The sequence below is a fragment of the Mangrovibrevibacter kandeliae genome (assembly GCF_024519155.1).
GTDB classification, from domain to species: domain Bacteria; phylum Pseudomonadota; class Alphaproteobacteria; order Rhizobiales; family Rhizobiaceae; genus Mangrovibrevibacter; species Mangrovibrevibacter kandeliae.
This window is the reverse complement of sequence record NZ_JANIFJ010000003.1, coordinates 126,884-152,453: the sequence shown is the minus strand read 5'-3', so window position 1 is coordinate 152,453 and position 25,570 is coordinate 126,884. Positions and strand designations below refer to the sequence as shown.

Sequence of the window (25,570 nt, the reverse complement as noted above, 5' to 3'; positions counted from 1 at the left end):
GCTCCGGTGCTTTGGAGTAGGCAGAGGTCCTGAAACTGCTTGTGCACTGCGCAACGGTCGTTGCGCGGCTTCGGGAAAGGAACTTCGCATGACGACACCGGCCAAAATGGCACTCGGCGAAAAGGCTGCCGATCTCCCGATCCGAAAGGGCACCATCGGTCCGGACGTCGTCGAGATCGGCACGCTCTACAAGGACACGGGCGTCTTCACCTACGATCCGGGCTTTTCTTCGACGGCATCCTGCGAGTCGAAGATCACCTATATCGATGGCGACGAAGGCGTGCTGCTGCATCGCGGCTATCCGATCGACCAGCTGGCCGAGCGCGGCGACTTCCTGGAGACCTGCTATCTCCTGCTCTACGGCGAGCTGCCGTCCGAGCGTGAGAAGGCCGATTTCGTCCACCGCGTGACGCACCACACGATGGTGCACGAGCAGATGAGCCGCTTCTTCACCGGCTACCGTCGCGACGCTCACCCGATGGCCGTCATGGTCGGCACGGTCGGCGCGCTGTCGGCCTTCTACCATGACTCGACCGACATCACCGATCCGCACCAGCGCATGGTCGCCTCGCTGCGCATGATCGCCAAGATGCCGACGATCGCGGCGATGGCCTACAAGTACCACATCGGCCAGCCCTTCGTTTATCCGCGCAACGACCTCTCCTACGCGGAAAACTTCCTGCACATGTGCTTCGCCGTGCCGTGCGAGCCCTACCAGATCAACCCGGTGCTCGCCCGGGCGATGGATCGGATCTTCATCCTCCACGCCGATCACGAGCAGAACGCCTCGACGTCCACGGTCCGCCTCGCGGGCTCGTCCGGCGCCAATCCCTTCGCCTGCATCGCCGCTGGCATCGCCTGCCTCTGGGGCCCGGCGCATGGCGGCGCCAACGAGGCGGCGCTCAACATGCTGTCGGAGATCGGCAGCAAGGACAGGATCCCCGAATTCATCAACCGCGCCAAGGATCGCAACGATCCGTTCCGCCTGATGGGCTTCGGCCACCGGGTCTACAAGAACTACGATCCCCGCGCCAAGATCATGCAGCAGACCTGCCACGAGGTGCTCGAGACGCTCGGCATCAAGGACGATCCGCTGCTCGAGGTGGCGATGGAGCTCGAGCACATCGCGCTGAACGACGAGTACTTCATCGAGAAGAAGCTCTATCCGAACGTCGACTTCTACTCCGGCATCACGCTGAAGGCGCTCGGCTTCCCGACCGCCATGTTCACCGTGCTCTTCGCCGTCGCGCGCACCGTCGGCTGGATCGCGCAGTGGAAGGAGATGATCGAGGATCCGCATCAGCGCATCGGCCGTCCGCGCCAGCTCTACACCGGCGCGGCGCAGCGCGATTACGTCCCGCTCGGCGAGCGCGGCTGACGGCTGACGGCTGAAATCGTCAAGCTCTTCGGAACGGGCGCCTCGGCGCCCGTTTTTGTTTCCGCGCTTGCGGAGCTTGTGCGGCGAGCCCTCGAGCTCGTTCGCGTGCTCGCGTTTGTTCAGCCGCGCCGCCCGCACCGGGCAAGGTCGAGAATGACATCGGCCGCGGTGTCACCCGCCGGGCGCGTCACCCGCATCGCCTCGCGGATCTCCCCGAAGCCGGCCAGTTGCGCCCGTCGTTCCGGCGTATCGGTCAACAGCCGCTGCATCCGGCGGGCCAGATGCTCGGCCCGGACGAACTCGTGAAAGTGCTCGGGGACGAGCGGATGGCCGGCGATGAAGTTCGGCAGCGCGGCCGTCCAGCCGGTCATCAGATGCCGCAATCGGTAGCTGACCGCATCGAGCCGGTAGGCGAGCGCCATCGGCACGCCGGCGAGCGCGAGTTCCAGCGACACGGTGCCCGAGGCGGCGAGCGCGGCATCGGCCGATCCGAACGCTTCCCACTTCGCCGCCTCGCCGGTCACCACCGTCGGCTTCACCGCCCAGCCCGAGATCGCCGCCTCGATCCTGTCGAGCCGGTGCGGCAGCGTCGGCAGGGTCGCCCGCAGGCCCGGGAGCCGTTCCGCCAGCAGCTGGAGCGTCGCACCGAAGTCGTCGATCAGCCGCGCGATCTCGCCGCTGCGCGATCCCGGCAGCAGCAGGAGATGCGGCGGTTCCGCCGAGCGGGGATCCGGCACTTCGTCGGAGGCCGCCATGATCCTCTGCAGCGCGGGCACGCCCATCAGCGGATGGCCGACATAGGTCGCCGGAGGTCCGCCGAGCGCCCGCAGAACCTCCGGCTCGAAGGGGAAGGCGCAAAGCGCGTGATCGATGTAGCCGCGCATCGCGGCAGCCCGCTCCGGGCGCCAGGCCCAGACCGTCGGAGGGATGTAGTTGACGATCGGCAGGCCCGGCCGCCGCGCCCGCACCCGCCGCGCCACGCGATGCGAGAAGGTCGGGCTGTCGATCACCACGAGGACATCCGGCGCGCTTTGCAGGACGTGCGCCGTCGCCTGGTTCAGCCGTCGCGCCAGTTGCGGCAGGCGCGCCAGGATCGCACCGACCCCGATGATCGACAGCTCCTCGATGGGAAAGAGGCTTGCCAGCCCGGCCTCGCGCATCGCGTCGCCGCCGAGGCCGGTGATCTCCAGATCGTCGCCGAGGCGTGCGCGCAGGGCCTGAATGAGGTCGGCGCCGATCCGGTCGCCGGACTCCTCTCCGGTGATGAAGGCGATCCTCATCCCGCATCCCCGTCGCCAGCCGCCGCCCGCCCGATTACGAACAGCCCGTGCCGCGCCGCGGCGGCCAGCACGTCGTCGAGCCCGATGACGAGCGCGGCGCCCGCTCCGAGACCGATGCCGACCAGTCCGGCCTCGGCCGCGAGCTCGATGGTCGCCGCACCGATGCTCGGCAGATCGAAGCGATGGTCCTGCTGCGGCTTCGGCGCCTTGACGAGGACGCAGGGCTCCTTGCGCCCGATCCGTCCCCGCCGGCGCAGATCGGCAACGCGCGCCAGCATCTCCTGCGTCCCCTCGATGCCCTCGAGCGCAATCACCCGATCGGGCGAGGCGACGACGGCCTGCCCGATGTCGAGCGCCCCCAGCCGTGCGGCGGCCGCGAAGGCGCGGTCGAGTGCCGCCGTCTCGCGCCCGCCCGGAAGGTGGGAGGTCAGCGGCCCCGCCGGCACGAGCAGTTCGGGCGCGATGTCCTGCACCGCGAGAACCTCGAAGCCGCGCGACTCGAAGCCACGCGCCGCGCCGCGCAGCAGCGTGTCGTCGCCCCCGCGCACCACCCGGAACAGGGTCGGCAGCAGCGCGAGCGTGCGCAGGCTGGGCACGATCGAGCGGAAATCCGGTCGGATCGAGATCGTGCCACAGAAGACGAGATGCCGAACGCCTCGGCCCCGCAGCGTCTCGATCGCGTCGCCGACCCGGCCCCAGGGCACCTCGATGCTGTCGATGTCGAGCGACTGGTGGAGGCCATCGCCGACGCGCACCAGCAGCGGGACCCAGCCGTTCAGGGTGGCGCTTTGCGCGACGAGGCGCGGCAGGTCGCCGCCGCCGGCGACGATGCCGAGCACGCGCGGCGACGAGCGCTCCACGAGGATCAGGCCGGACGCGCGGGCCGCGGGAAGCAGAGCGCGCGGTCGCCGCCGGAGCGGATGAAGGTCATCAGGTCCTGCACCAGCGGATCCTCGGGATATTCCGCCTCGACCTCCTCCATGTTCTCCTTGAAGGTGAGATCGTCGGAGAACAGCATGCGGTAGGCCTTGCGCACGTTGCGGATCGCGTCGCGGCTGAAGCCCGCGCGCTTCATCCCGATGACGTTGAGGCCCGAGAGATACGCGCGGTTGCCAAGCACCATGCCGAACGGAATGACGTCGCCCTCGACCGCCGCGAGACCGCCGATATAGGCGTGGTGGCCGACGCGGGTGAACTGATGGATGCCCGAGCCCCCGGCGATGGTGGCGAAGTCGCCGACGACGCAGTGTCCGGCGAGCATCACGTTGTTGATCAGCGTGACGTTGGAGCCGAGCACGCAGTCATGCGCCACGTGCGCGCCGGTGAAGAAGCTGCAGTTGTCGCCGACGGTCGTCTCCGAGCGCCCCTGCACGGTGCCGGCGTTCATCGTCACCGACTCGCGGATCAGGCAGTTGGCGCCGATCACCAGGCGCGTGTCCTCGCCGCGATACTTCAGGTGCTGCGGCGCGAGGCCGAGCGAGGCGAAGGGGTAGATCCGCGCGTTGGCGCCGACGCTGGTATTGCCGCCGATCACGACGTGCGACCGCAGGCGCGCGCCGGCTCCGAGGGTGACCTGCGGGCCGATGTGGCAGAAGGGGCCGATCTCGACGTCGTCGCCGATGACGGCGCCGTCCTCGATGATCGAGGACGGATGGATGGTGCTCGTCATGATTTCAGGCGGCCTCGCGCGGCACCAGCATGGCGCTGACGGTGGCTTCGGCGACCTTGGTCCCGTCCACCTTCGCCTCGCAGGCGAACTTCCAGATGTTGGCCCGCTTCTTCACCTGCAGGACGTGGTATTCGAGCCGGTCGCCCGGCACCACGGGGCGGCGGAACTTCGCACCGTCGATGGTCATGAAGTAGACGAGCTGCGGCGTGCCGCCGCCAGTCGCCAGGGTGCAGATCGCGCCCGCCGTCTGGGCCATGCCCTCGATGATCAGGACGCCCGGCATCACCGGCGCCGACGGAAAATGGCCGAGGAAATGCGGCTCGTTGGCGGTCACGTTCTTGATGCCGACGGCGCTGCGATCGGCGTCGATCTCCAGGATCCGGTCGACCATGAGAAATGGGTAGCGATGCGGCAGGAGCTCGAGGATCTTCAGAATGTCGACGCTCTCAAGCGTCTTCGTCGCTTCGCTCATTCGCCTCCCCTGCACCTCGCTTCGTCTTCATCAGTTCGCGCAAGTAGGTCACCTCGCGCAGCCACTCGCGGACCGGCCGGGCCGGCGTGCCGCCCCAGCGTGCCCGAGGCGGAACATCGCCGGCGACCGTGCTGACGGCGGCGATCTGCGCGCCGTCGCCGATGGTGACGTGTCCGTTGACGCCTGATTGGCCGCCGATCATGACGCCGTCGCCGAGCGTCGCGCTTCCCGCGATGCCGACCTGCGCCACGATCAGGCAGTTGCGCCCGATGCGCACGTTGTGGCCAATCTGGACCTGGTTGTCGATCTTGGTGTTCTCGCCGATCACCGTGTCCCGGACGCCGCCACGGTCGATCGTGCTGTTCGCTCCGATCTCGACGCCGTCCTGCACGATGACACGACCGATCTGGACGATCTTGGTGATGCCCTTGCGTCCCGCGGCATAGCCGAAGCCATCCTGCCCGATCCGCACGCCGGGATGCAGGATGACGCCGTTGCCGATCAACGCACAGGTAACGGTCACCTGCGGCCCGATCCGGCAGTCCCGGCCGATGCGGCACCCCTGAGCGATCACCGCACCGGCTCCGACGACGGTGCCCCGGCCGACCGCGACGCCGGGACCGATCACCGCGCCCGCCTCGACGGTGACATCCGCCTCCAGCACGGCCGACCGGTCCACATGGGCCGCAGGCGAGATGCCTTCGATGCCCGTCGACGGAGTCGGGCGCAGAGCGCCGGGATAGAGCGCCTGCCCCGCGACCGCGAACGCATTGGACGGATCGGAGACGACGAGACCGACCGTCCCGGCCGCGAGCAGCGGCAGGTACCGCTCGCTCAGGAGCACGCACCCTGCCCGCGTCTGCGCCAGATCCTGCGTGTAGCCGACACTGTCGAAGAAGCTGAGGTCGTCCGGACCCGCCGTGCCCAAGGCCGCGAGCCCGGTGACCCGATCGGCGCCGGCATCCGCTACGGTCAACCGCCCGCCGCAGAGTGTGGCGAGGTCGGCGAGGGAAAGTCCCTCGCCGCGCGCGAAGAATGCCGTATCGGTCATGGTCGCCTCGCGCGGCCGCCTGACCGGCGATCCGCGCTCTTCGTGTTAGAAGCGGGTCGAGAAGCCGAAGGAGAATTCCTGCGTCTGGTCGAAGTCCTCCTTGGCGATCGGATACGCGTAGTTCACGCGCAGCGGACCGAAGGGCGACGCCCAGATGAGGCCGACACCGGCCGACGCACGCAGGGAGAAGTCCGTTCCGACCACGCCCGGCTCACCGTCGAACTCCGACCCCCAGACCGAGCCGGCATCGGCGAAGACTGCGCCGCGGAAGCCGAAGTCACGCGACACCACCGGCAGCGGGAAGGTCGCCTCGGCCGAGGCGTTCACGTAGTTCGTGCCGCCGATCGAGACCGCCTCGTCCGCGTCGCCGTCGACGCTGTTCTGCCGCGGGCCGATGCCCTTCGACTTGAAGCCACGGACGATGTCCTGACCCTTGAAGAAGTTGTCGAAGACCCGCAGGTCGCCGCCGAGCGCGGACACGTTGCCGGCACCGGCGCTGAGCTGACCCACCACGTCGTACTCCTCGGACAGGAGCTTGAAGTAGTTCGCCTTGGCCGTCGACTTGATGAAGTTCGCATCGCCACCGATGCCGGCGAACTCCTGTCCGCCCTGGATCAGGATACCGTCGCGCGGGTCCTTGTTGCTGTCCAGCGTGTTGTAGGTCAGCGAGTAGGACACCGACGACGTCGTGTAGGGGCTGTCGCAGATCGCCTCGTTGATGATGTCCGACTTGGTGTAGCGCGGCGCCGGGCGCGGATAGAGGCCCGAAGGATCCGGGTTGTCGCAGGTGCTCTTGTAGGGGAGCACCAGAGGCAGGCGGCTCGGATCGTTGACGTCGTCGTCCGCGCGACCGTCACCGTCGAGGTCGGCCTCCAAATCGATGCCCTTGTCGTCGCCGAACACCTCCTGCTTGAAGTTGTAGGCGACCTGGGCGGTGAGCTGCTCGGTGATCGGCGCGGCGAGGCGCACGTCGCCGCCGGTCCGCGTCACGTCGTAGTCGCCGGACGTGTTTTCCGTGCGGTAGACGTCGAATCCCGCCGCCAGACGGCGCCCGAGGAAATAGGGCTCGGTGAAGGACAGGTTGTAGTTGCGCGTGCCCGAGCCGAAGCCGGCCGAAACCTTCACGAACTGACCGCGGCCGAGGAAGTTGCGCTCCGTGACGCCGACCTCCGCCACCGGGCCGGAGCTGTCGCCGCCCGTGGTGTAGCCGCCGCCGACCGAGAACTCGCCCGTCGACTTCTCGTCGACGTCGACGATCACGATCACCCGGTCGGGCTCGTTGCCCGGCGCGGTGGAGACCGCGACGCGGTTGAAGAAGCCGAGATCCTCGAGCCGCTGCTTGGCGCGCTGGATCAGGACCTGGTTGAAGGCATCGCCCTCCGCGACGTCGAACTCGCGGCGGATCACGTAGTCGCGCGTCTTGGTGTTGCCGCGGATGTCGATGCGCTCGATGTAGGCGCGCGGTCCCTGGTCGATCACGTAGTCGACCGAGATGGTGTGGTTGGTGAAGTCGCGGTTGCCGCGCGGGGTCACCTGCGCGAAGGCATAGCCGCTGGCTGCGACGCGGTTGGTCAGATTGACCAGCGTGTCCTCGACGCTCTTGGCGCTGTAGACGTCGCCTGCCTGCGTCTTCAGCTCGCCGCGCAGCGCCTCGCCGTCGATGCCCGGGATGGTGCTCTCGACGTTGACGTTGCCGAAGGCGTAGCGCTCGCCCTCGTCGACCGTGAAGGTGATGAAGTACTTGTTCTGCGCCTCGTCGAGCTCGGCGACCGACGAGACGATGCGGAAGTCCGCATAGCCGCGATTGTAGTAGAAGCGGCGGAGCGCCTCCTCGTCGGCCCGCAACCGGTCCTCGTCATAGACGTCGTTGCGCGAGATGAAGCTCAGAATGCCCGACTCGCGCAGCTGGATCACCTGCTTGAGCCGGGTGTCGCCGAAGGCGTTGTTGCCGACGAAGGTGATCTGACCGATCTTGGTCCGCTCGCCTTCCTGGATGTCGAAGATCACGTTGACGCGGTTGCCCTCGATCGGCTGCGTGCGCACCGACACGACTGCATCGCTGCGACCGATCCGCGAATAGGCTTCCTTGATGCCATCGACGTCGGCCTGCGCGGTCGCCTCGGAATAGGCGCCGCGGGGCTGGGTCTGCACCGCCGCCTCGAGCTGGGCGTCCTTGATCTTGTTGTTGCCCTGGAAGAGGACCTGGTTGACGATCTGGTTCTCGTCCACCTCCACCAGTAAAGTGCCGCCGTTCTGGCTGATGCGCACGTTGGAGAAGAGGCCGGTGGAATACAGCCGGCGCACCGCCGCGTCGATGCCGGCGTCGTTGACGTTCTCGCCCGGCTTGATCGACATGAAGTCGCGGATCGTCTGATCCTCGACGCGCTGATTGCCCTTGACGCTGATGCCGCTGACCACGGCAGCCGAGGCCTCGCCCAGCCCCACGAGCTGCGTGCCGATCGCGACGGCCCCGAGCATCGTGGAGGACAAGGCCACCGCGGACACCGCGCGCAGAAGCTTAGATCCAGCCGCCATAGATGAAACCCTTACATCGTCGTGCTGCCGTCGCGTGCCGGCGACGGGCGCACTTTGCCTTTTACTGGCTTTGCAAATGCGTTCAAGCAAAGTGGAGGCATCCGGTTTAGGAATCGGAAAACCGTTGCCCACACGCCACTGACCGTCTGTAAAGACGGTTAACGAACTGCAAATCCCCCTTTGTCCGCGCCACCCGAGATCCCGATCAGGTCAGGCGCGAAATGTCGTTCCACAGAGCGAATACCATGAGCAGCGCGACCAAGGCGAGACCGATCCGGAAACCGATCTCCTGAACGCGCTCGCTGAGCGGACGCCCGCGGGCGGCTTCGAAGGCATAGAACAGGAGATGGCCGCCGTCGAGCACCGGGATGGGCAACAAATTCAACAGCCCGATGGAAATCGAGAGCAGCGCCGCAAGATTCAGGAGGGGCGCGAAGCCGAGCGTCGCGACCTGGCTGGAGATCTGGGCGATGCTGACGAAGCCGCCAATCTGTTTGGTGTCCTGCTTGCCGGCGAACATCTCGCCGATGAAGTCGACGGTGCGTGCGACCACGAACCACGACTGCGCGACGCCATACCGCAGCGATTCGAGCGGGCCGAGGTAGTGGACGCGGAAGGACGAGCCGTCGTTGCTGGCCACGAGACCGATCACCGCCGTGCGGTAATCGTTGCCGAAGCCGTCCGCCTGAGTCGTCTCGCGCGGGGTCACGGTCAGGTCCAGGGGCTTGCCGTCGCGCTCCACCGTCATGCGGATCGGCGTATCCGCCCGCACCGACACGTAGCGCTGAAGGTCGCCGAAATAGTCGATCTCGTTGCCGTCGGCCGAGATCACGCGGTCGCCCGGGCGAAATCCGGCGGCCTCCGCCGGTGAGCCGGCCTGCACTTCGGCCACCACCGGATCCCCGACGACGAGACCGCTGAAATAGGCTGTACCGGCGAAGATCGCCGCGGCGAGGATGAAGTTCGCGATCGGTCCGGCCGCGACCGTTGCCGCACGCTTGCCGACGCTCTTGGCGGGAAAGGCCTCGGACCGGTCGGCCTCGCTCATGCGTTCGAGCGCGTTCGCGTCGGGCATCGAGGCGGCGTTCTCGTCGCCGAGGAACTTGACGTAGCCGCCGAGCGGAATGGCGCAGAGCTTCCAGCGCGTCCCGTGGCGATCGTTGAAGCCGGCGAGCTCCGGCCCGAACCCGACAGAGAAGACGAGGACCCGGATGCCGCACAGGCGACCGATGATGAAGTGGCCGAGCTCATGGAAGAAGACGATGATCGTCAGCACGAACAGGAACGGCACGACCTTGATCAGCAGACTGTTCCACAGCAGTCCGACTCCGGCCGCGTAATCCATCGCCGCTTCATCTCCACAAGAGCGCCCAGCACACCATCGGCTAGGCTATTCCGCATCCAGGCGCAACCGCCCCACCGGCGGGCCCCGCAGGCTCAGCCAAGCTGCAATGCGATTATGGCGCGAGCGGGATGTGCCAGGCCCGACAGGAGCACGCCGATCAGCCAGGTCGCGGCCGTCGCCGCGATGAGCGCGTCGATGCGGTCCATGAGCCCGCCGTGCCCGGGAATGATGCGCCCCGAGTCCTTGACCCCGAAGCGCCGCTTCACCCACGATTCGAAGAGATCGCCCGCCTGACCGACGACCGAGAGGAGGCCCGTCAGGACGACGGCGAACACACCCACCTCACCACCGAACAGCCAGAAGGTCACGACGCCGAAGACGATGCCCGCCGCGAGTCCGCCGAGCGCCCCGGACACGGTCTTCTTCGGCGAGACGGAGGGCAGAAGCTTCGGCCCGCCGATGGCGCGACCGGTGAAGTAGGCGGCGATATCGCTCGCCCAGACCACGGCCATGACGACGGCGAGCACGGCCAGCCCCTCGGGGCTGTCGCCCCGCAGCATGCCCGGCAGGACGGAACTGGCCACCGTGTAGCCGATGCCGGCAAGGAGCCACGAGGCCTCGCGCTCCCGCCGGTCGACGAGCCAGAGAAAGATGCAGACAGCGACCACCACCACCAGAGCCGCGACCGGGAGGCCGAACAGGAACAGGGCGAGGGCCAGCCAGGTCGCACGGCGGCCCAGCGTGAAGAGCGGCCCGGCGCGGCGGGCCCGGGTGATACGGGCCCATTCCTCGAAGACGATCAGTCCGGAAAGGACGCAGAGCAGCCGGAACGGCCAGCCACCGGCAAGGGTGACGGCGATGACGAACACGGCAAGCACCACGGCCGAGATCAGCCGGGAGCGCAGGTCGGACCAGGATTTGACGGGCAGCGCGTCGGCGAGCGTCACGACGCGGCTTCGCGGGCGATGCCGCCATAGCGGCGGCTGCGCGAGGCGTATTCGGCTAGCGCCTGGGCCAGGGCATCGCGATCGAAGTCCGGCCAGAGACAGGGCAGGAAGACGAACTCGGAATAGGCGGCCTGCCAGAGCAGGAAATTGGACAGCCGCAGTTCGCCGCTCGTGCGGATGATGAGGTCGGGATCCGGGATCCCTGCGGTGTCCAGATGCGCGTCGAGGCACTCGGCATCGACGGCATCGATCGCCACCTCGCCGCTCGAGATCTTGGCGGCGATGCGCCGGACCGCGCGGGCGACCTCGTCCCGGGCGCCATAGTTGAAGGCGATGACGAGAGTCGTGCGCTGGTTGTTGCGCGTCAGGCTCTCCGCCTCCTCCAGGAGGCCGAGGATGTCCGGGCTCAGATTGTCGCGCGCGCCGATGACCCGCACCCGCACCCCCTCCTTGTGGAGGTCGGCAAGATCGCGGCGTATGAAGATCTTGAGGAGCCGCAGAAGCTCGTCGACCTCCTCGCGCGGACGCCGCCAGTTTTCCGACGAGAAGGCGAACAGCGTCAGGTATTCGATGCCGAAGTCACCGGCCGCGCGCACCGTCTCGCGCACGGCCTCGACGCCGCGCCGATGGCCCATCGTCCGCGGCAGGCCCCGTGCCTTCGCCCACCGGCCATTGCCGTCCATGATGATGGCGACGTGTCGCGGATGCCCCACTCTCTCCCCCGCCCCTTGTCTCGCTTCGGCCAACCCTCGTGCTCAGGGAGAGCATCAGACCTGCATGATTTCGCCTTCCTTAACGGAAAGGGTCTTGTCGATCTCCGCAATGGTCTCGTCGGTGGCTTTCTGGACCTTGTCCGACTGGGCGCGGCTCTCGTCCTGGCTCATGTCGCCGTCCTTCTCGAGCTTCTTCAGAAGCTCCATGCCGTCGCGGCGAACGTGGCGGACTGCCACCCGCGCGTCCTCGGCATAGGTGTGGGCGACCTTGACCAGTTCCTTGCGCCGCTCCTCGTTGAGCTCGGGCAGCGGGATGCGCAGCGTGGTGCCGTCGGTGATCGGATTGAGGCCGAGATTGGAGTCGCGGATCGCCCGCTCCACCTTGCCGACCATCGACTTGTCCCACACCGAGACCATCACCATGCGCGCCTCCGGCACGGTGACGTTCGCGACCTGGTTCAGCGGCATCGAGCTGCCATAGGCATCGACCGTGATCGGATCGAGCAGGTTGACCGAGGCGCGTCCGGTCCGCAGGCCGGCAAGGTTGCTGCGGAAGGAGGCGACCGCCCCGTCCATGCGCCGCTTCAGTTCCTTGAGGTCGAAATCAGCCATGCCGTTTCCTTCTTTCTTGAACCCGCACGTCAGTCGGAGACGGTGGTCGCGTGACCGCTGCCGGAGAGGATCCGCGCCAGTTCTCCCTCCTGGTGGATCGAGAAGACGACGATCGGGATGTGGTTTTCGCGCGCCAGCGCCACGGCCGCAACATCCATGACCGCGAGCCCCTTTTCCAGGACTTCGTCATGGGTCAAGTGCGAGAAGCGCTCGGCATCCGGGTGCAGCTTCGGATCGGCGCTGTAGATGCCGTCGACCTGCGTGCCCTTGAACAGGGCCTGCGCGCCCATTTCGGCCGCCCGAAGCGCCGCCGCCGTGTCGGTGGTGAAGAACGGATTTCCGGTGCCGCCGGCGAAGATGACCACCCGACCCTGCGCCGCGTGATGAAGCGCCGCCCGCTGCGAGAAGCTCTCGCAGATCTCCGGCATCGCGATCGCCGACAGGACGATCGACTCGACGCCGATCTTGGCGAGCGAGGTGCGCAGCGCCAGCGCGTTGATGACGGTCGCCAGCATGCCCATGTGGTCGCCGGTGACCCGGTCGCCGCCCTTGGAGGCGACCGCCACGCCGCGGAAGATGTTGCCGCCGCCGATGACGATCGAGATTTCGGCCCCGAGCGCGCGCGCTGCGGCGATGTCGGCGACGATGCGATCGACGATCGCGACGTCGATGCCGAAGCCTTGGGCGCCCATCAGCGCCTCGCCCGACACCTTCAGTAGGATACGCTGGTAGGAAAGGTCCGCCGCCATCTCAAAAACCCGACCGATCCCGCCTGCAGCCATAGCCGTCCGCGCCGCGCAGACACCGTGAGCTCGTTTCGAGGAGACACAGCCTGACCGGAACCCGGAACGCCTTCAGCTGGCCGCTGCGAAATCGGAACCTGCGATACAGGAAGGGCGCCCGCTTGTCACGCGAGCGCCCCCGTGAATTCGGCCTCGACTGGCTTCAGTTCTTGCCGGCGGCCGCGGCGACTTCGGCGGCGAAGTCGGTCTGCTCCCGCTCGATGCCCTCGCCGAGCGCAAAGCGCACGAAACCGGTGATCCTGGCCGGAGCGCCGAAGTCCTTCTCGGCCTCCTTCAGCGCCTTCTCGACCGTCAGGTCCGGGTTCATGACGAAGGCCTGGCTCAGGAGCACGACCTCCTCGTAGAACTTGCGCAGCCGGCCCTCGACCATCTTCTCGATGATGGCTTCCGGCTTGCCGGAGGCACGGGCCTGCTCGGAGAAGATCGCCTTCTCGCGTTCGACGACGGCCGGGTCGATCTCGCTGGCGTTGAGCGCGAGCGGGTTGGTGGCGGCGACGTGCATCGCCACCTGGCGGCCGAACTGGTTCAGCGCCGTCTTGTCGCCGGTCGACTCGATCGCCACGAGGACGCCCATCTTGCCGAGGCCCTCGACGACCTGGTTGTGGATGTAGGTGGCCACCACGCCCTCACCCACCGTCAGCATCGCCGAGCGGCGCAGGCTCATGTTCTCGCCGATGGTCGCGACCGCGTCCTTGATGGTGTCGACGACCGTCTTGGAGCTGCCGGGATAGGTGGCGGCACCAACCGCATCGAGCGAGCCGTCGGTGGTCAGGCCGACCTGCGCGACGTCGCGCACCAGCGCCTGGAAGGCGTCGTTGCGGGCGACGAAGTCCGTCTCCGAATTCACCTCGACGACGATCGCCTTGGTCTCGGCCGCGGCGACGCCGACCAGGCCCTCGGCTGCGGTGCGACCCGACTTCTTGTCGGCCTTGGCGATGCCCTTGGCGCGGAGCCAGTCGATGGCCGCTTCCATGTCGCCGTTGTTCTCGGCAAGCGCGGTCTTGCAGTCCATCATGCCCGCGCCGGTCTTCTCGCGCAGGTCCTTCACCATCGCAGCGGAAATGCTCATCAGTCGGCCTCTTCAGAATCGAGCGGGCGCACCAACTCCCGAAACAGGGGTGCGCCAGAAATATGACGTTGCGTTAAAGGGGCGCGCTCTCGGGCGCGCCTTCAACGAAGGGAAATCAGCCGGCGGTCGCCGCTTCCGCTTCCGGAGCGGCCGCGGGCTCGGCCGGAGCCTCGAAGGTCTCCTCGGCGACCACCGGCTCCTCGAGAGCCGGCTCGACCGGAGCCTCCTCCATCGCGCCGACATCGACGCCCATGGCGCCCTGCTGGCGAGCGATGCCGTCGACCGCGGCGCGGGCGATGAGATCGCAGTAGAGTGCGATGGCGCGGGCCGCGTCGTCGTTGCCCGGGATCGGGTAGTCGATCGGCATCGGGTCGCAGTTCGAATCGACGACCGCCACCACCGGGATCTTCAGGCGCTTGGCCTCTTCGATCGCGATCGACTCCTTGTTGGTGTCGATGATGAAGATCATGTCCGGCACGCCGCCCATGTCGCGAATGCCGCCGAGCGCGCGGTCGAGCTTGTCGCGCTCGCGCTGCAGGGTCAGACGCTCCTTCTTGGTGAAGCCCTGAGCCTCGCCGGCGAGGAGCTCGTCCAGCTTGCGCAGGCGCTGGATGGAGTGCGAGATCGTCTTCCAGTTGGTCAGCATGCCGCCGAGCCAGCGAGCGTTCACATAGTACTGCGCCGAACGGGCCGCGGCGTCCGCCACCAACTCGGAGGCCTGGCGCTTGGTGCCGACGAAGAGCACGCGGCCGCCGCGCGAGACGGTGTCGCTCACCGCCTGCAGCGCACGGTGCAGCATCGGCATCGTCTGCGCGAGGTCGAGGATGTGGATGTTGTTGCGCGCGCCGAAGATGAAGGGCGCCATCTTCGGGTTCCAGCGGTGGGTCTGGTGGCCGAAGTGAACGCCGGCCTCGAGCAGCTGGCGCATGGAATAGTCTGGCAGAGCCATGGATACAGTCCTTTTACCGGTTCAAGCCTCCACGGAACGAAGCGGCCTCGCGACCGCCACCGGTGGGACCGTCGGCTCGTGCGTCCGAACGTCAGTCCCGGCTTCCGTGTGTGGAATAGGCGCGCCCATACACGATTGCCGCATGTGAGGCAAGCGAGGGCACCCGCCGCATATGGGCTGGCGCAGGCGCCGCCGCAAGCCCGCTCAGGGGCAGGGCTTGGGCTCCAGCAGCGACAGGCGCGCGAGATCGCCCTTCAGAACGTAGGTGCCATAGTCGAGCACCAGCCGGTCGGAGACGCCGTTCTCGTAGAGCACGTAGCTCGTTGAAAAGACCGGCAGACCGTCCGGATCGCTGTCGCTGTTGTAGAAGGATTCATGCACCGGCCAGGCCCGCAGTCCCGCCAGCGCCTGCCGCGGATCGTCGGACGCAGCGGCCGCACCGGTCTCGCCCGCGTTGGTCTCGCCGGCTGGAGCCGCCCCTGCCCCCGTCGAGGACGGATCGATGAGCTTGCCGATGATCGCGGTGCTGGACAGATGCTTGTCGGCGTCGTCGTTGCCGTCGAAGAGCTTGGCCTCCACGATGCTCTCGCCGGCCTCTGCCGCGGCGATGAGGAAGCGGGTGTGCTGGATCGGAAAGTAGGACGCCGGCAGCGACAGGTCGCGCGGCACCGGCTGGTTATAGTGGACCTGCGTGCTGCCGGCGTCGGTGTTCGCGTGGCCGGACACCTCGGACTGCTTCGACCCGTCGATCAGCGTGGTGGTGTCGAACGTCATCGCATCGCCTGCCGCGCTCTCGCGGGTCACCGTCCGCTGGTCGGTCAGCACGAGGTCGTCATCCTGCTGGAAGCGAGCCACGAAGCGGTAGTCGAGCTTGACGAAACCGCAGGTTTCGGCGGTCAGCTCGAGCGCGATGCGTCCGTCGACACCGACGACCTCGCTGCTCTTCTCACCGAGGGTCAGGTCGTAGACGGCGCGATGCGAGGCGAGATCCACGGCTCCCGCTGGCGTCGTGGCGGCGGCGATCAGGAGGGAAAGGAGCCGAAGGCGAGAGATCATCCACCGAACTTTCTGACGTTTCACGCGTGCGCCGCAAGATTCCCGAGGCGAAAGCGGGTATGGCTGTCGACATCCGAACCCGAGCCTGCCGATCGAGGACAAACTATGACCGACACCATCGCGACCCGTCTGGCAAGGGCCGGCGTCTCGCTGCCGCAGGCCGCCGCGCCCGCCGCCAACTACGTGCCGTATGCGCGCTTCGGCAACCTCCTGCAGACCTCCGGCCAGCTGCCGCTCGACGGCGGCAAGCTCGGCGCCTCCGGCAAGCTCGGCGACGAGGTCGCTCTCGAGGACGGGCAGAAGGCTGCGCGGGCCTGCGCGATCAACATCCTCGCACAGGCCAGTGCCGCGCTCGACGGCGACCTCGAGCGCATCGGCCGCCTGCTGAAGCTGACCGTCTTCGTCGCCAGCGCCCCCAGCTTCACCGAGCAGCACAAGGTCGCCAACGGCGCCTCCGACTTCCTGGTCGACATTCTCGGCGACAAGGGGCGCCACGCGCGTTCGGCCGTCGGCGTGCCGTCGCTGCCGATGGACGCGGCGGTGGAGATCGAAGCGCTGTTCGAGATCGCCTGAGGCCGATCGTGTTGCACCCGACCTCGCTCGACTGGCTGACGGCCCGCCCGATCGCCCATCGCGGCCTGCACGACGGCAACCGCCGCGTCGTCGAGAACAGCCTTCCGGCGTTCGAAGCGGCCATCGCCAGCGGCTTCGCGATCGAGTGCGACATCCAGATATCGGCCGACGGCGTGCCGGTGATCTTCCACGACACCGAGCTCGACCGGCTGACCGAGGCGATGGGCCCGCTCGGCGCCCGTGACGCGACCGAACTGACCGCGCTGCGGCTGAACGGCGGCGAGAGCCGCCTGCCCAGCCTTGCCGATCTCTTCGACCTGACGCGCGGCCGGGTGCCGCTCGTTGTGGAGATGAAGGGGACCGACCGCGCGGCCGACACGGCCTTCGTCTCGCATCTGAAGCCGCTGGTCACAGCCTATGACGGGCCGCTGGCGCTGATGTCCTTCGACGCGTGGCTGATCGAACAGGCGCTCGCTGCCGGGTTCGACGTGCCAGTCGGCTTGACGGCCGAGGGGACCGAAGCGGCGGTCCTCGCCGCGCATCGCGCGGTCTACGACGGCGGCTGCCGGTTCACCTCCTACAATGTCCATCACCTGCCGAACGCATTCGTGCGGTATGTGCGCGAGGAGTGCCGCGCGCCGGTGATCAGCTGGACGGTCCGCAGCCCGGAGGAGGAGGCCATCAGCACGGCTCATGCCGACCAGATCACCTTCGAAGGCTTTCTGCCGCAGGCCTGACCGGCTTGCCGCAGCGCAAACAACCTTTATCTCCTAGCGCGATGACTTCCGATCGCTCCCGCCGCACGGCCGATGCCGAGGCGCCCGTCCTGTCGCTGCGATCGGTGGATTCGATCGCCGAGGTCGACGCAGTGTCCTGGGACCGGCTGACGCGGATCGCGGGCCGCGACGATGCCGCGGTCGATCCGCGCAATCCGTTCGTCTCCCACGCCTTTCTGAAGGCCCTCGAGGACAGCCGCTGCGTCGGCCGACGTGCCGGCTGGCTGCCGCAGCATCTCCTGCTCGAGGACGAGGCGGGCCGCCCCGTGGCTGCCGCGCCGGCCTATCTCAAGAGCCACAGCCAGGGCGAATACGTCTTCGACCACGGCTGGGCGGACGCCTTCGAGCGCGCCGGCGGCGACTACTATCCCAAGCTCCAGCTGTCGGTGCCCTTCACGCCGGCCAGTGGGCCGCGGCTGCTCGTCGGCGACGGACAGCAGTCCGACGCCCTCAGGCGGGCGCTGTGCGACGGCGTCGAGGCCTATGTCGACAAGCTCGGCATCTCCTCCGCCCATGCCACCTTCCTTCTGCCCGACGACCTCGCGGCGATGGAGAGCCGGCACTTCCTGCACCGGACCGACAAGCAGTTCCACTTCCACAATCGTGGTTATGGCAGCTACGACGACTTCCTGGAAACGCTCGCCTCGCGCAAGCGCAAGGGCCTGCGCAAGGAGCGGCGCGAGGCCTTGGCCGAGGGCATCGAGATCGAATGGCTGACCGGCGCCGGCCTGACCGAGGCGGCCTGGGACGCCTTCTTCACGTTCTACCAGGACACCGGCAGCCGGAAATGGGGCCGCCCCTATCTCAATCGCCCGTTCTTCAGCCTCGTCGGTGAGGCGATGGGCGATTGGATCCTGCTCGTCATGGCGAAGCGGGCTGGCCGCTACATCGCCGGCGCTCTGAACTTCATCGGTGGGGATACGATCTACGGGCGCTATTGGGGCTGCATCGAGGACCACCCGTTCCTGCACTTCGAGGTCTGCTATCATCAGGCCATCGACTATGCGATCGCGAACGGGCTTTCGCGTGTCGAGGCCGGCGCACAGGGCGAGCACAAGCTCGCTCGCGGCTACGAGCCGGTGACGACGCATTCGGCCCATTACATCGCACATCCCGGTTTGCGTCGCGCGATCGCCGACTATCTCGAGCAGGAGCGCGCGTCGGTGAATGAGATCACCGAAGTCTTGGCGGCGCACACACCGTTCAGGAAAAGCGACGACTGAGCACTGGCACGGTGCGAGGTGGTCGGCTAAGCATCCTCTCGCATGCAACCACCGGGAGGCCCGGACCTTTGGCCTACGACGAAAGCAATATCTTCGCGAAGATCCTGCGCGAGGAAATCCCGAGCCACAGGGTGTATCAGGACGAGAGCTGCATCGCGATCATGGACGTGATGCCGCAGTCCAAAGGACACTGTCTCGTCGTCCCGCGTGCGCCCTCGCGCAACCTACTCGACTGCGCCGACGCGACGCTGGGGGCCGTGATGCCGGTCGTCGCCCGGCTGGCGCGGGCGGTGAAGACGGCCTTTCATGCCGACGGCGTGATGATCTCGCAGTTCAACGAGGCTGCGGCCGGCCAGACGGTCTATCACCTGCACTTTCACGTCATCCCGCGCTACGACGGCGTTCCGCTGCAGCCACATTCGGGCGGGATGGCGGACCAGGCGATGCTGGCCGAACAGGCGGACATGATCCGCGCCGCCCTCGGCTGAGCGCAGGCCAGCCTCGTCACAACGCGCTCAGCACCAGCGGCACGCCGACGAGGACGGCCTCGGCGGCGAGGATGCCGACGACGATTCGCCGGCCCGCCGCGAGATAGACGAGGAAGCCGACAACCAAGGCCCCTGCCCGCACCGCGCCTGGAATCGCGGCGAGCGAGCCGCCGGGGTAGAGCACGAGCTGCGCGATCACCGCTGCGACGAGTGCCGTCGCGATGGCCCGAACGAGGCCGAGTGCCGGAGAGTCTTCACGGATCCGGCCGGACGACAGCACGCCGAGATAGCGCCAGATGTCGGTCGGCAGCCAGCCGGCCAGAAGAATGAAGACATAGGGCCACCACGGCTGCGCGAAGGCGTGGAACGAGAGGTTGCCCATCGCGTCAGGCGACCTTGCGCCGGTCGATCGCGCGGCCGGCGAGATGCGCCATCACACCTCCCGCAAGCCCGGCGATCAGGAGATCGAATTCGGGGTTCAGCCAGTGCGCGAGGGGCAGGCACAGCATTCCGGTCAGCAGCGCCAGCCGCCCGGACAGCTCGCGCGCCGTCCCGAACAGCGAGGTCAGGAAGTAGACCGGCGTCAGAAAGGCGAGCGCCCCGGTCGCGAGCGCCGGCAGCTGGCCCATCAGATTGTAGACCAGCGCCACCAGCAGGGTGTTCAGGCAGGTCAGCGTCACCGCGAAACAGCCGAAGAACAGCGGACGATGCCGCCGCGGCACGTTCTTGACGCGCTCCATCGCGAACACCCAGCCGGTGACGGCGACGAAATGAGACAGAAACAGGAGGGTGCGCGTCGGCGTGCGCGGTCCCCGGATCTCCGGCATCAGCGCGGTCACCATCGGCATCAGCCGCAGCGAGGACAGGGCGACGGCGATGGCGGCGGCCGGCAGGGACAGGCCGGCGGTGATCGCGCCGACGAGAATGATCTTGGCCGGCAGGGCCCACACGACGAAGGTCATGAAGGCCGTTTCGGGCAGACCGACACCGGCGTCGCGGGCCAGCGCGGCAAAGCCGAGGAACGAGGTCGTCAGGATCAGCGCGGGCGTCGACACGATGCCCTTGATACCGAGCAGCGCCCAGTGGCGCGCCGGCAGATCGGCTGCCGCTTCGTCCGCATCGGAAACAGTCTGGGTCATGGCGAAGCCGAAGCTGGAAGGGTCGAGCGCGACCCATCTCGGCCAACGCAATACAAGACAGGGGCTGCCCGCCGGGCAGCCCCTGTCGTCGATCAGTCCGCCTTGCGCGGCACCTTCGGCACCGTTCCCGGCCGCTTCGGCTTCACCGCCGTCTCGACCTCACCGTCGAGATCCTCCTCGATCTCCTCGTCGTCGAGGTCGTCTTCGGTGATCTCGTCGCCATCCGGGCCGACGGAGGCCTTGCGCGCCTTGCGGGCCTTGGCAGGCACTTCGTCGGCGATCGCTTCGAGCTCGAGCTTCTTCTTGCCCGCCTCGTCTTCGCCGACCGTCACCTTGACGGTGCCGCCCCGCTTCAGCTTGCCGAAGAGCACCTCGTCGGCCAGCGGCTTCTTGATGTACTCCTGGATCACGCGGCCGAGCGGCCGGGCGCCCATGTGCTCGTCATACCCCTTCTCGGCGAGCCAGGCGATCGCCTCCGGCGACAGCTCGAAGGTCACACCGCGCTCGGAGAGCTGGGCCTCGAGCTGCATGACGAACTTCTGTACGACCTGATGGATCACCGGCGTCGGCAGGCCGCCGAACGCGATGATCGCGTCGAGGCGGTTGCGGAACTCCGGCGTGAACATCCGGTTGATCGCCTCGGTGTCCTCGCCGCTGCGCTTCGACGACCCGAAACCGATCGCCGCCTTCGCCATCTCGGCCGCTCCGGCATTCGTCGTCATGATCAGGATGACGTTCCGGAAGTCGATCCGCTTGCCGTTGTGATCGGTCAGCTTGCCGTGGTCCATGACCTGCAACAGGATGTTGTAGAGGTCCGGATGAGCCTTCTCGATCTCGTCGAGCAGCAGCACGCAGTGGGGATGCTGGTCGACGCCGTCGGTCAGAAGCCCGCCCTGGTCGAAGCCGACATACCCGGGAGGGGCACCGATCAGCCGCGAGACGGTATGGCGCTCCATGTACTCCGACATGTCGAAGCGCAGGAGTTCCACGCCGAGCGACGACGCGAGCTGCTTGGCGACCTCTGTCTTGCCGACGCCGGTCGGGCCGGAGAAGAGGTAGCTGCCGATCGGCTTTTCCGGTTCGCGCAGGCCGGCCCGGGCGAGCTTGATCGCCGAGGACAGCTGCTCGATCGCCTCGTCCTGACCGTAGACGACGCGCTTCAGCTGCTCCGACAGGTTGGCCAGGACCTCCTCGTCGTCCTTGGAGACACTCTTCGGCGGGATGCGCGCCATCGTCGCGATCGTCGCCTCGATCTCCTTGACGCCGATCTGCTTCTTGCGTCGCGCCTCCGGCAGAAGCATCTGCGACGCGCCGGTCTCATCGATCACGTCGATCGCCTTGTCCGGCAGCTTGCGATCGTTGATGTAGCGCGCCGACAGCTCGACCGCCGAGCGGATCGCCTCGTTGGTGAACTTCACGTGGTGGAAGGTCTCGAAATAGGGCTTGAGGCCCTTGAGGATCGAGACCGCATCCTCGACCGACGGCTCCTTCACGTCGATCTTCTGGAAGCGTCGAACCAGCGCCCGGTCCTTTTCGAAGAACTGGCGATACTCCTTGTAGGTGGTCGAGCCGATGCACCGGATCGCGCCCGAGGAGAGCGCCGGCTTCAGGAGATTGGACGCGTCCATCGCGCCGCCGGAGGTCGCCCCGGCGCCGATGACGGTGTGGATCTCATCGATGAAGAGAACCGCGCCGGCGTAGTCCTCCAGTTCCTTGACGACCTGCTTCAGCCGCTCCTCGAAGTCGCCGCGATAGCGCGTGCCCGCGAGCAGCGTGCCCATGTCGAGCGAGAAGATCGTGGCGTCCGCCAGCACTTCCGGCACGTCGCCATCGACGATCCGCTTGGCGAGGCCCTCCGCGATCGCCGTCTTGCCGACGCCAGGATCGCCCACGTAGAGCGGGTTGTTCTTCGAGCGGCGGCACAGCACCTGGATCGTGCGGTTGATCTCGTCGGCCCGCCCGATCAGCGGGTCGATCCGGCCGTTGCGCGCCTTCTCGTTGAGGTTGACGCAATAGGACGACAGCGCGTCCTGCTGGGTCTTGCGGCGGCCCTCTTCGTCCGAACCCATGGTCGATTGCTCGTCTTCGGCGCCGCGGAGCGGCCGGCTGTCGGAGCCGCCGGCGCGCTTGGAGATGCCGTGCGAGATGAAGTTCACGGCATCGTAGCGCGTCATCTCCTGCTCCTGCAGGAAATAGGCGGCGTGGCTTTCGCGTTCGGCGAAGATCGCGACGAGCACGTTGGCACCGGTCACTTCCTCGCGACCGGAGGACTGAACGTGGATGACCGCGCGCTGGATGACGCGATGGAAGCCGGCAGTCGGCTTTGTCTCGTCGCTGTGATCGGCCACCAGATTGGCGAGTTCGTTGTCGATGTACTCGACCAGGTTCTGCCGCAGGAGGTCCATGTCGACGCTGCAGCCCTTCATCACGGCCGAAGCGTCCTTGTCGTCCAGCAACGCCAAGAGCAGATGCTCGAGCGTCGCGAATTCCTGATGCCGCTCATTGGCAAGCGTCAGCGCTGAGTGCAGCGACTTCTCCAGGCTTTGGGAAAACGTCGGCAAGCTTCACCTCAATTCTTTTCCATCACGCATTGCAGCGGATGTTGATGCTGACGGGCGAAATCCATGACTTGCGTGACCTTGGTCTCCGCAACCTCGTACGTGAAGATTCCGCACTCGCCAACGCCGTGGTTGTGCACATGCAACATGATCCTGGTGGCGGCTTCCCGGTCCTTTTGGAAGAACCGCTCCAGGACGTGAACGACGAACTCCATCGGGGTGTAATCGTCGTTCAGCAGAAGGACTCTGTAAAGACTCGGCTTCTTGGTTTTGGGTTTGGTTCGGGTGATGACCGAGGTACCGCGATCCGGATCGGGCGTGTCCGGCTTGCCTGCCTGGGAGCGCGGGCGCGCTTGTTCGAGGGAAGCGTCTGGTCCGTCGTCTCTCAATGCCGCCATTCCTGTCATCGCACGTCATGTAATGTGCCGTGCCGGGAATTTAAGACGTCGCGCAGGCCGCGCAAACCCGGAATGCATGGAATTCCCAGGGAGCGTCGGCAGCCACACCGACTGCCGGCGAAGCCTTCGCCGATCCCGGATCCGCGGCAGGCGGGACGCCGGCGCGCCAATCCGGGATGTTACCGCCTCCCCCGAAACGGAAAAAGCCCGGCGCTGTGGCCGGGCTTTTTAAGTCACCGTACGGGCGCTGCTGCGGCGCCCTGTCGCGCGTCGTCGCTCAGGCGGCGGAACGCACCGTGGTCATGCCGTTCGCCATGACCGCCTCGAAGGGCTTGAAGCTCTCCTTGGCGATGTCGGAGTAGAGCTCGCCCATCTTTGTCGCCTGCTGAATCCAGGTCTCGTAGCTGCTGCGCGCGAACTCGGTCTGCAGTTCCATCGCCCTGTCCATCGTCGTCGTCTGCGACAACTGCTCGAAGAACTGGCTGGAGCGCTCGTAGCTGCGCTTGGTGAAGTCCGCGCTCTCCGCGGCGATCTGCTGGAAGCCGCGAGTCATCGCGGAAAAGGACTTCAGCGAGTTGTCCATGGCTTCCCTGTTGAACTTGCTGGCATCGTCATAGACGGTCATGGCGCTTCCTCTCCTGTGTTCGAGGTGGCGCGTCCCAAGCTCTCGATCGCATCGAACGCGCGCCCGAACCCGATATATTGCACTGCACAATGAGAATCAACGGGACGTGTGCCCGCCTAAAGGAATGCTACCCGGCCGGGTGACGCCTGCACATCGTTCGGGTTACCGATGACTCAAATTCGCCGAAGGAATCAGTCAGCCGAACAACGGTCCCTCAACCATAAACCGAATGGTAACGCCGCACGGCGTAGTCTCGGAACATGTCCTGGAACCGCATGCCATTGATTTGGCAGGATTTCGGAAGCGACACTCGGATGTCCGCCGAAGTCAGAACGAGATAGAGAGTAGCCGTGCGCCTGAACGTACCGAGCCTGGATCGCCTCCTGACCCGCATCGTCCCCGCCGTCTCCATGATTCTGCTGACGGCGAGTCTTCTGACGGCGCATGCGGCAAAGGCCGCCGAGCGCTATGCCGACTTCATCATCGACGCCAACACCGGCAAGGTTCTCCATTCGGAGAATGCGGACGACGCGCGCTACCCGGCGTCGCTGACCAAGATGATGACGCTCTACCTCACCTTCGAGGCGCTCGAGGGCGGGCGGATCAGCATGGACACGCCGATGCCGGTGTCGCGCTATGCCGCGGCGCGTCCCCCGTCGAAACTCGGCCTGAAGCCCGGCTCGACCCTGAAGGTCGAGGAGGCGATCTACAGCCTGGTGACGCGGTCGGCGAACGACGCGGCCGTCGTGCTGGCGGAATATCTCGGCGGCAGCGAGGATCGCTTCGCGGAGCTGATGACGGCCAAGGCCCGCCAGCTCGGGATGACCCGCACCGTCTTCAAGAACGCCAACGGCCTGCCGAACCCCGGCCAGCACGTCACCGCCCGGGACATGGCCACCCTCGGCATCGCGCTGCGCGAGCACTTCCCGAAGCAGTATGCCGTCTTCAAGACGCGCTCGTATAACTTCCGCGGCCAGGTGATCGGCAACCACAACCGCATGCTCGGCCGCATCGATGGCGTCGACGGGATCAAGACCGGCTTCATCAACGCGTCGGGCTTCAACCTCGTCACCTCGGTCGCGGCCGACGGCAAGAAGGTCGTCGGCGTCGTGATGGGCGGACGCACCGCCGCGGCCCGTGACAACCAGATGGCCAAGCTGCTGCGCCAGTATCTGCCGCAGGCGAGCCGCCGCGACACCGGCGACCTCGTCGCGGATGCCCGGCCGGTGCCCGGCCTGATGGCCGATGCGCTGCCGAAGGAAGGGCCGGTGCCGAGCTTCCGCGCCCACCACCTCCCGAACCCGGATGCCCAGTCGATCGAGGCGCGCATCGCCATGGCCTATGGCACCGACGAGGCCGCCGAGGTCGGATCGGTCCCGGCGCCGCGCAACCGCCCGGTGGTCGGCCGCGATGCGGTGCGTGCCGCTCTCGCCTTCGGCCGCCGTCCCGCCAATGCCGGCGTCGCCATCCCGGTCGCCAACAGCCTTGCCCCGGTCGCCACGACCGCCCCGACGATGCCTGCCCGCACGGCACCCTCGCGCCGCGGGCCGATGCCGCCGGCGGCCATCCCGGGCGGCGCCGATCTCGATCCGCGCACCACCGGCTCCGTCGTCGCCGCGGCCAAGCCGACCTCGCCCTGGGTCGTCCAGATCGCCGCGGTGCCGGATCGCGACAACGCCATGTCGATGCTGGCGGACGCCAAGCGCCAGGGCGGCAGCGCGCTCGCGGACGCGGAGGCCTTCACCGAGACGGTGGGCGCCGGTGCCCAGACGCTCTACCGCGCCCGCTTCGCCGGCTTCGACACGAAGTCCGACGCTTGGGACGCCTGCGCCGCGCTGAAGCGCCGGTCCTACGCCTGCTACGCAGTCGCCAACTGAAAAAAACCGAGCCTCACAGGCCGCAAACCAAAAG

At 67.2% G+C, this 25,570-nt stretch carries 25 protein-coding genes; 6 read left to right on the top strand and 19 right to left on the bottom strand.

Annotated features, from left to right (window positions below; all coding sequences use genetic code 11):
• Positions 1–88: 88 nt before the first annotated feature.
• Positions 89–1,378, top strand: coding sequence for a citrate synthase (gene gltA, locus NPA30_RS10330; protein WP_256802592.1), 1,290 nt, complete (start codon positions 89–91; stop codon positions 1,376–1,378).
• 119 nt (positions 1,379–1,497) lie between these two features.
• Here the strand turns inward: gltA and NPA30_RS10325 are convergent, their stop codons facing one another.
• The 14 genes from NPA30_RS10325 to NPA30_RS10260 all read right to left on the bottom strand — a co-directional run bounded on the left by NPA30_RS10325 (position 1,498) and on the right by NPA30_RS10260 (position 15,879).
• Entirely contained in the window at positions 1,498–2,658 is a 1,161-nt protein-coding gene (locus NPA30_RS10325; RefSeq protein WP_256802591.1) for a lipid-A-disaccharide synthase, read from the bottom strand.
• Entirely contained in the window at positions 2,655–3,518 is an 864-nt protein-coding gene (locus NPA30_RS10320; protein WP_256802590.1) for an LpxI family protein, read from the bottom strand. Before NPA30_RS10320 ends, NPA30_RS10325 begins: the two co-directional genes overlap by 4 nt.
• Before the next feature lie 5 nt (positions 3,519–3,523).
• Complete coding sequence (lpxA, locus tag NPA30_RS10315) at positions 3,524–4,327, bottom strand: acyl-ACP--UDP-N-acetylglucosamine O-acyltransferase (protein WP_256802589.1); 804 nt, start codon at positions 4,325–4,327, stop codon at positions 3,524–3,526.
• Positions 4,328–4,331: 4 nt separating this feature from the next.
• Complete coding sequence (fabZ, locus tag NPA30_RS10310) at positions 4,332–4,799, bottom strand: 3-hydroxyacyl-ACP dehydratase FabZ (protein WP_256802588.1); 468 nt, start codon at positions 4,797–4,799, stop codon at positions 4,332–4,334.
• Complete coding sequence (gene lpxD / locus NPA30_RS10305; protein WP_256802587.1) at positions 4,774–5,850, bottom strand: UDP-3-O-(3-hydroxymyristoyl)glucosamine N-acyltransferase; 1,077 nt, start codon at positions 5,848–5,850, stop codon at positions 4,774–4,776. Before lpxD ends, fabZ begins: the two co-directional genes overlap by 26 nt.
• A 45-nt stretch (positions 5,851–5,895) precedes the next feature.
• Positions 5,896–8,385: an outer membrane protein assembly factor BamA gene (gene bamA / locus NPA30_RS10300; RefSeq protein WP_256802586.1), complete on the bottom strand. Its 2,490-nt coding sequence runs from the start codon at positions 8,383–8,385 to the stop codon at positions 5,896–5,898.
• Positions 8,386–8,590: 205 nt separating this feature from the next.
• Complete coding sequence (gene rseP / locus NPA30_RS10295) at positions 8,591–9,730, bottom strand: RIP metalloprotease RseP (protein WP_256802585.1); 1,140 nt, start codon at positions 9,728–9,730, stop codon at positions 8,591–8,593.
• Between the two features lie 92 nt (positions 9,731–9,822).
• Positions 9,823–10,677: a phosphatidate cytidylyltransferase gene (locus NPA30_RS10290; RefSeq protein WP_256802583.1), complete on the bottom strand. Its 855-nt coding sequence runs from the start codon at positions 10,675–10,677 to the stop codon at positions 9,823–9,825.
• Entirely contained in the window at positions 10,674–11,360 is a 687-nt protein-coding gene (locus tag NPA30_RS10285; RefSeq protein ID WP_372338792.1) for an isoprenyl transferase, read from the bottom strand. The genes NPA30_RS10290 and NPA30_RS10285 overlap by 4 nt, the downstream gene beginning before the upstream one ends.
• A gap of 84 nt (positions 11,361–11,444) precedes the next feature.
• Entirely contained in the window at positions 11,445–12,002 is a 558-nt protein-coding gene (gene frr / locus NPA30_RS10280) for a ribosome recycling factor (protein WP_256802581.1), read from the bottom strand.
• A gap of 29 nt (positions 12,003–12,031) precedes the next feature.
• Positions 12,032–12,751: a UMP kinase gene (gene pyrH, locus NPA30_RS10275; RefSeq protein ID WP_256802580.1), complete on the bottom strand. Its 720-nt coding sequence runs from the start codon at positions 12,749–12,751 to the stop codon at positions 12,032–12,034.
• Positions 12,752–12,947: 196 nt separating this feature from the next.
• The gene (gene tsf, locus NPA30_RS10270) at positions 12,948–13,874 is read right to left on the bottom strand and encodes a translation elongation factor Ts (protein ID WP_256802579.1); all 927 of its coding nucleotides are present in this window, start codon (positions 13,872–13,874) and stop codon (positions 12,948–12,950) included.
• Between the two features lie 115 nt (positions 13,875–13,989).
• Entirely contained in the window at positions 13,990–14,823 is an 834-nt protein-coding gene (gene rpsB, locus NPA30_RS10265) for a 30S ribosomal protein S2 (protein WP_256802578.1), read from the bottom strand.
• 204 nt (positions 14,824–15,027) lie between these two features.
• A complete protein-coding gene (locus NPA30_RS10260) occupies positions 15,028–15,879 on the bottom strand; it encodes an EipB family protein (RefSeq protein WP_256802577.1) in 852 nt (283 codons plus the stop codon).
• A 105-nt stretch (positions 15,880–15,984) separates the two neighbouring features.
• On the opposite strand from NPA30_RS10260, the gene NPA30_RS10255 reads away from it, so the two are divergent.
• The 4 genes from NPA30_RS10255 (at position 15,985) to NPA30_RS10240 (ending at position 18,939) form a co-directional block, all read left to right on the top strand.
• On the top strand, positions 15,985–16,452 hold the full coding sequence (locus NPA30_RS10255; RefSeq protein ID WP_256802576.1) for a RidA family protein: 468 nt from the start codon (positions 15,985–15,987) through the stop codon (positions 16,450–16,452).
• 8 nt (positions 16,453–16,460) lie between these two features.
• Positions 16,461–17,189, top strand: a complete 729-nt coding sequence (locus tag NPA30_RS10250; protein WP_256802575.1) for a glycerophosphodiester phosphodiesterase family protein — start codon at positions 16,461–16,463, stop codon at positions 17,187–17,189.
• A 41-nt stretch (positions 17,190–17,230) separates the two neighbouring features.
• Positions 17,231–18,451, top strand: coding sequence for a GNAT family N-acetyltransferase (locus NPA30_RS10245; protein ID WP_256802574.1), 1,221 nt, complete (start codon positions 17,231–17,233; stop codon positions 18,449–18,451).
• 68 nt (positions 18,452–18,519) lie between these two features.
• On the top strand, positions 18,520–18,939 hold the full coding sequence (locus tag NPA30_RS10240; RefSeq protein ID WP_256802573.1) for an HIT family protein: 420 nt from the start codon (positions 18,520–18,522) through the stop codon (positions 18,937–18,939).
• A gap of 16 nt (positions 18,940–18,955) precedes the next feature.
• Here NPA30_RS10240 and NPA30_RS10235 read toward each other — a convergent pair whose 3' ends face one another.
• The 5 genes from NPA30_RS10235 to NPA30_RS10215 form a co-directional block, all read right to left on the bottom strand.
• A complete protein-coding gene (locus NPA30_RS10235) occupies positions 18,956–19,321 on the bottom strand; it encodes an AzlD domain-containing protein (protein ID WP_256802572.1) in 366 nt (121 codons plus the stop codon).
• Between the two features lie 4 nt (positions 19,322–19,325).
• Positions 19,326–20,078 (bottom strand): AzlC family ABC transporter permease, encoded by a 753-nt coding sequence (locus tag NPA30_RS10230; protein WP_256802571.1) that lies wholly within the window; start codon positions 20,076–20,078, stop codon positions 19,326–19,328.
• A gap of 92 nt (positions 20,079–20,170) precedes the next feature.
• On the bottom strand, positions 20,171–22,639 hold the full coding sequence (gene clpA / locus NPA30_RS10225) for an ATP-dependent Clp protease ATP-binding subunit ClpA (protein ID WP_256802570.1): 2,469 nt from the start codon (positions 22,637–22,639) through the stop codon (positions 20,171–20,173).
• A gap of 8 nt (positions 22,640–22,647) precedes the next feature.
• Entirely contained in the window at positions 22,648–23,034 is a 387-nt protein-coding gene (gene clpS / locus NPA30_RS10220) for an ATP-dependent Clp protease adapter ClpS (RefSeq protein WP_256802569.1), read from the bottom strand.
• 277 nt (positions 23,035–23,311) lie between these two features.
• Complete coding sequence (locus tag NPA30_RS10215) at positions 23,312–23,659, bottom strand: phasin family protein (protein WP_256802568.1); 348 nt, start codon at positions 23,657–23,659, stop codon at positions 23,312–23,314.
• Positions 23,660–24,009: 350 nt separating this feature from the next.
• Between NPA30_RS10215 and NPA30_RS10210 the strand changes: the two genes are divergently transcribed.
• Complete coding sequence (locus NPA30_RS10210) at positions 24,010–25,536, top strand: SPOR domain-containing protein (RefSeq protein ID WP_256802567.1); 1,527 nt, start codon at positions 24,010–24,012, stop codon at positions 25,534–25,536.
• The last annotated feature ends 34 nt before the right edge of the window (positions 25,537–25,570 follow it).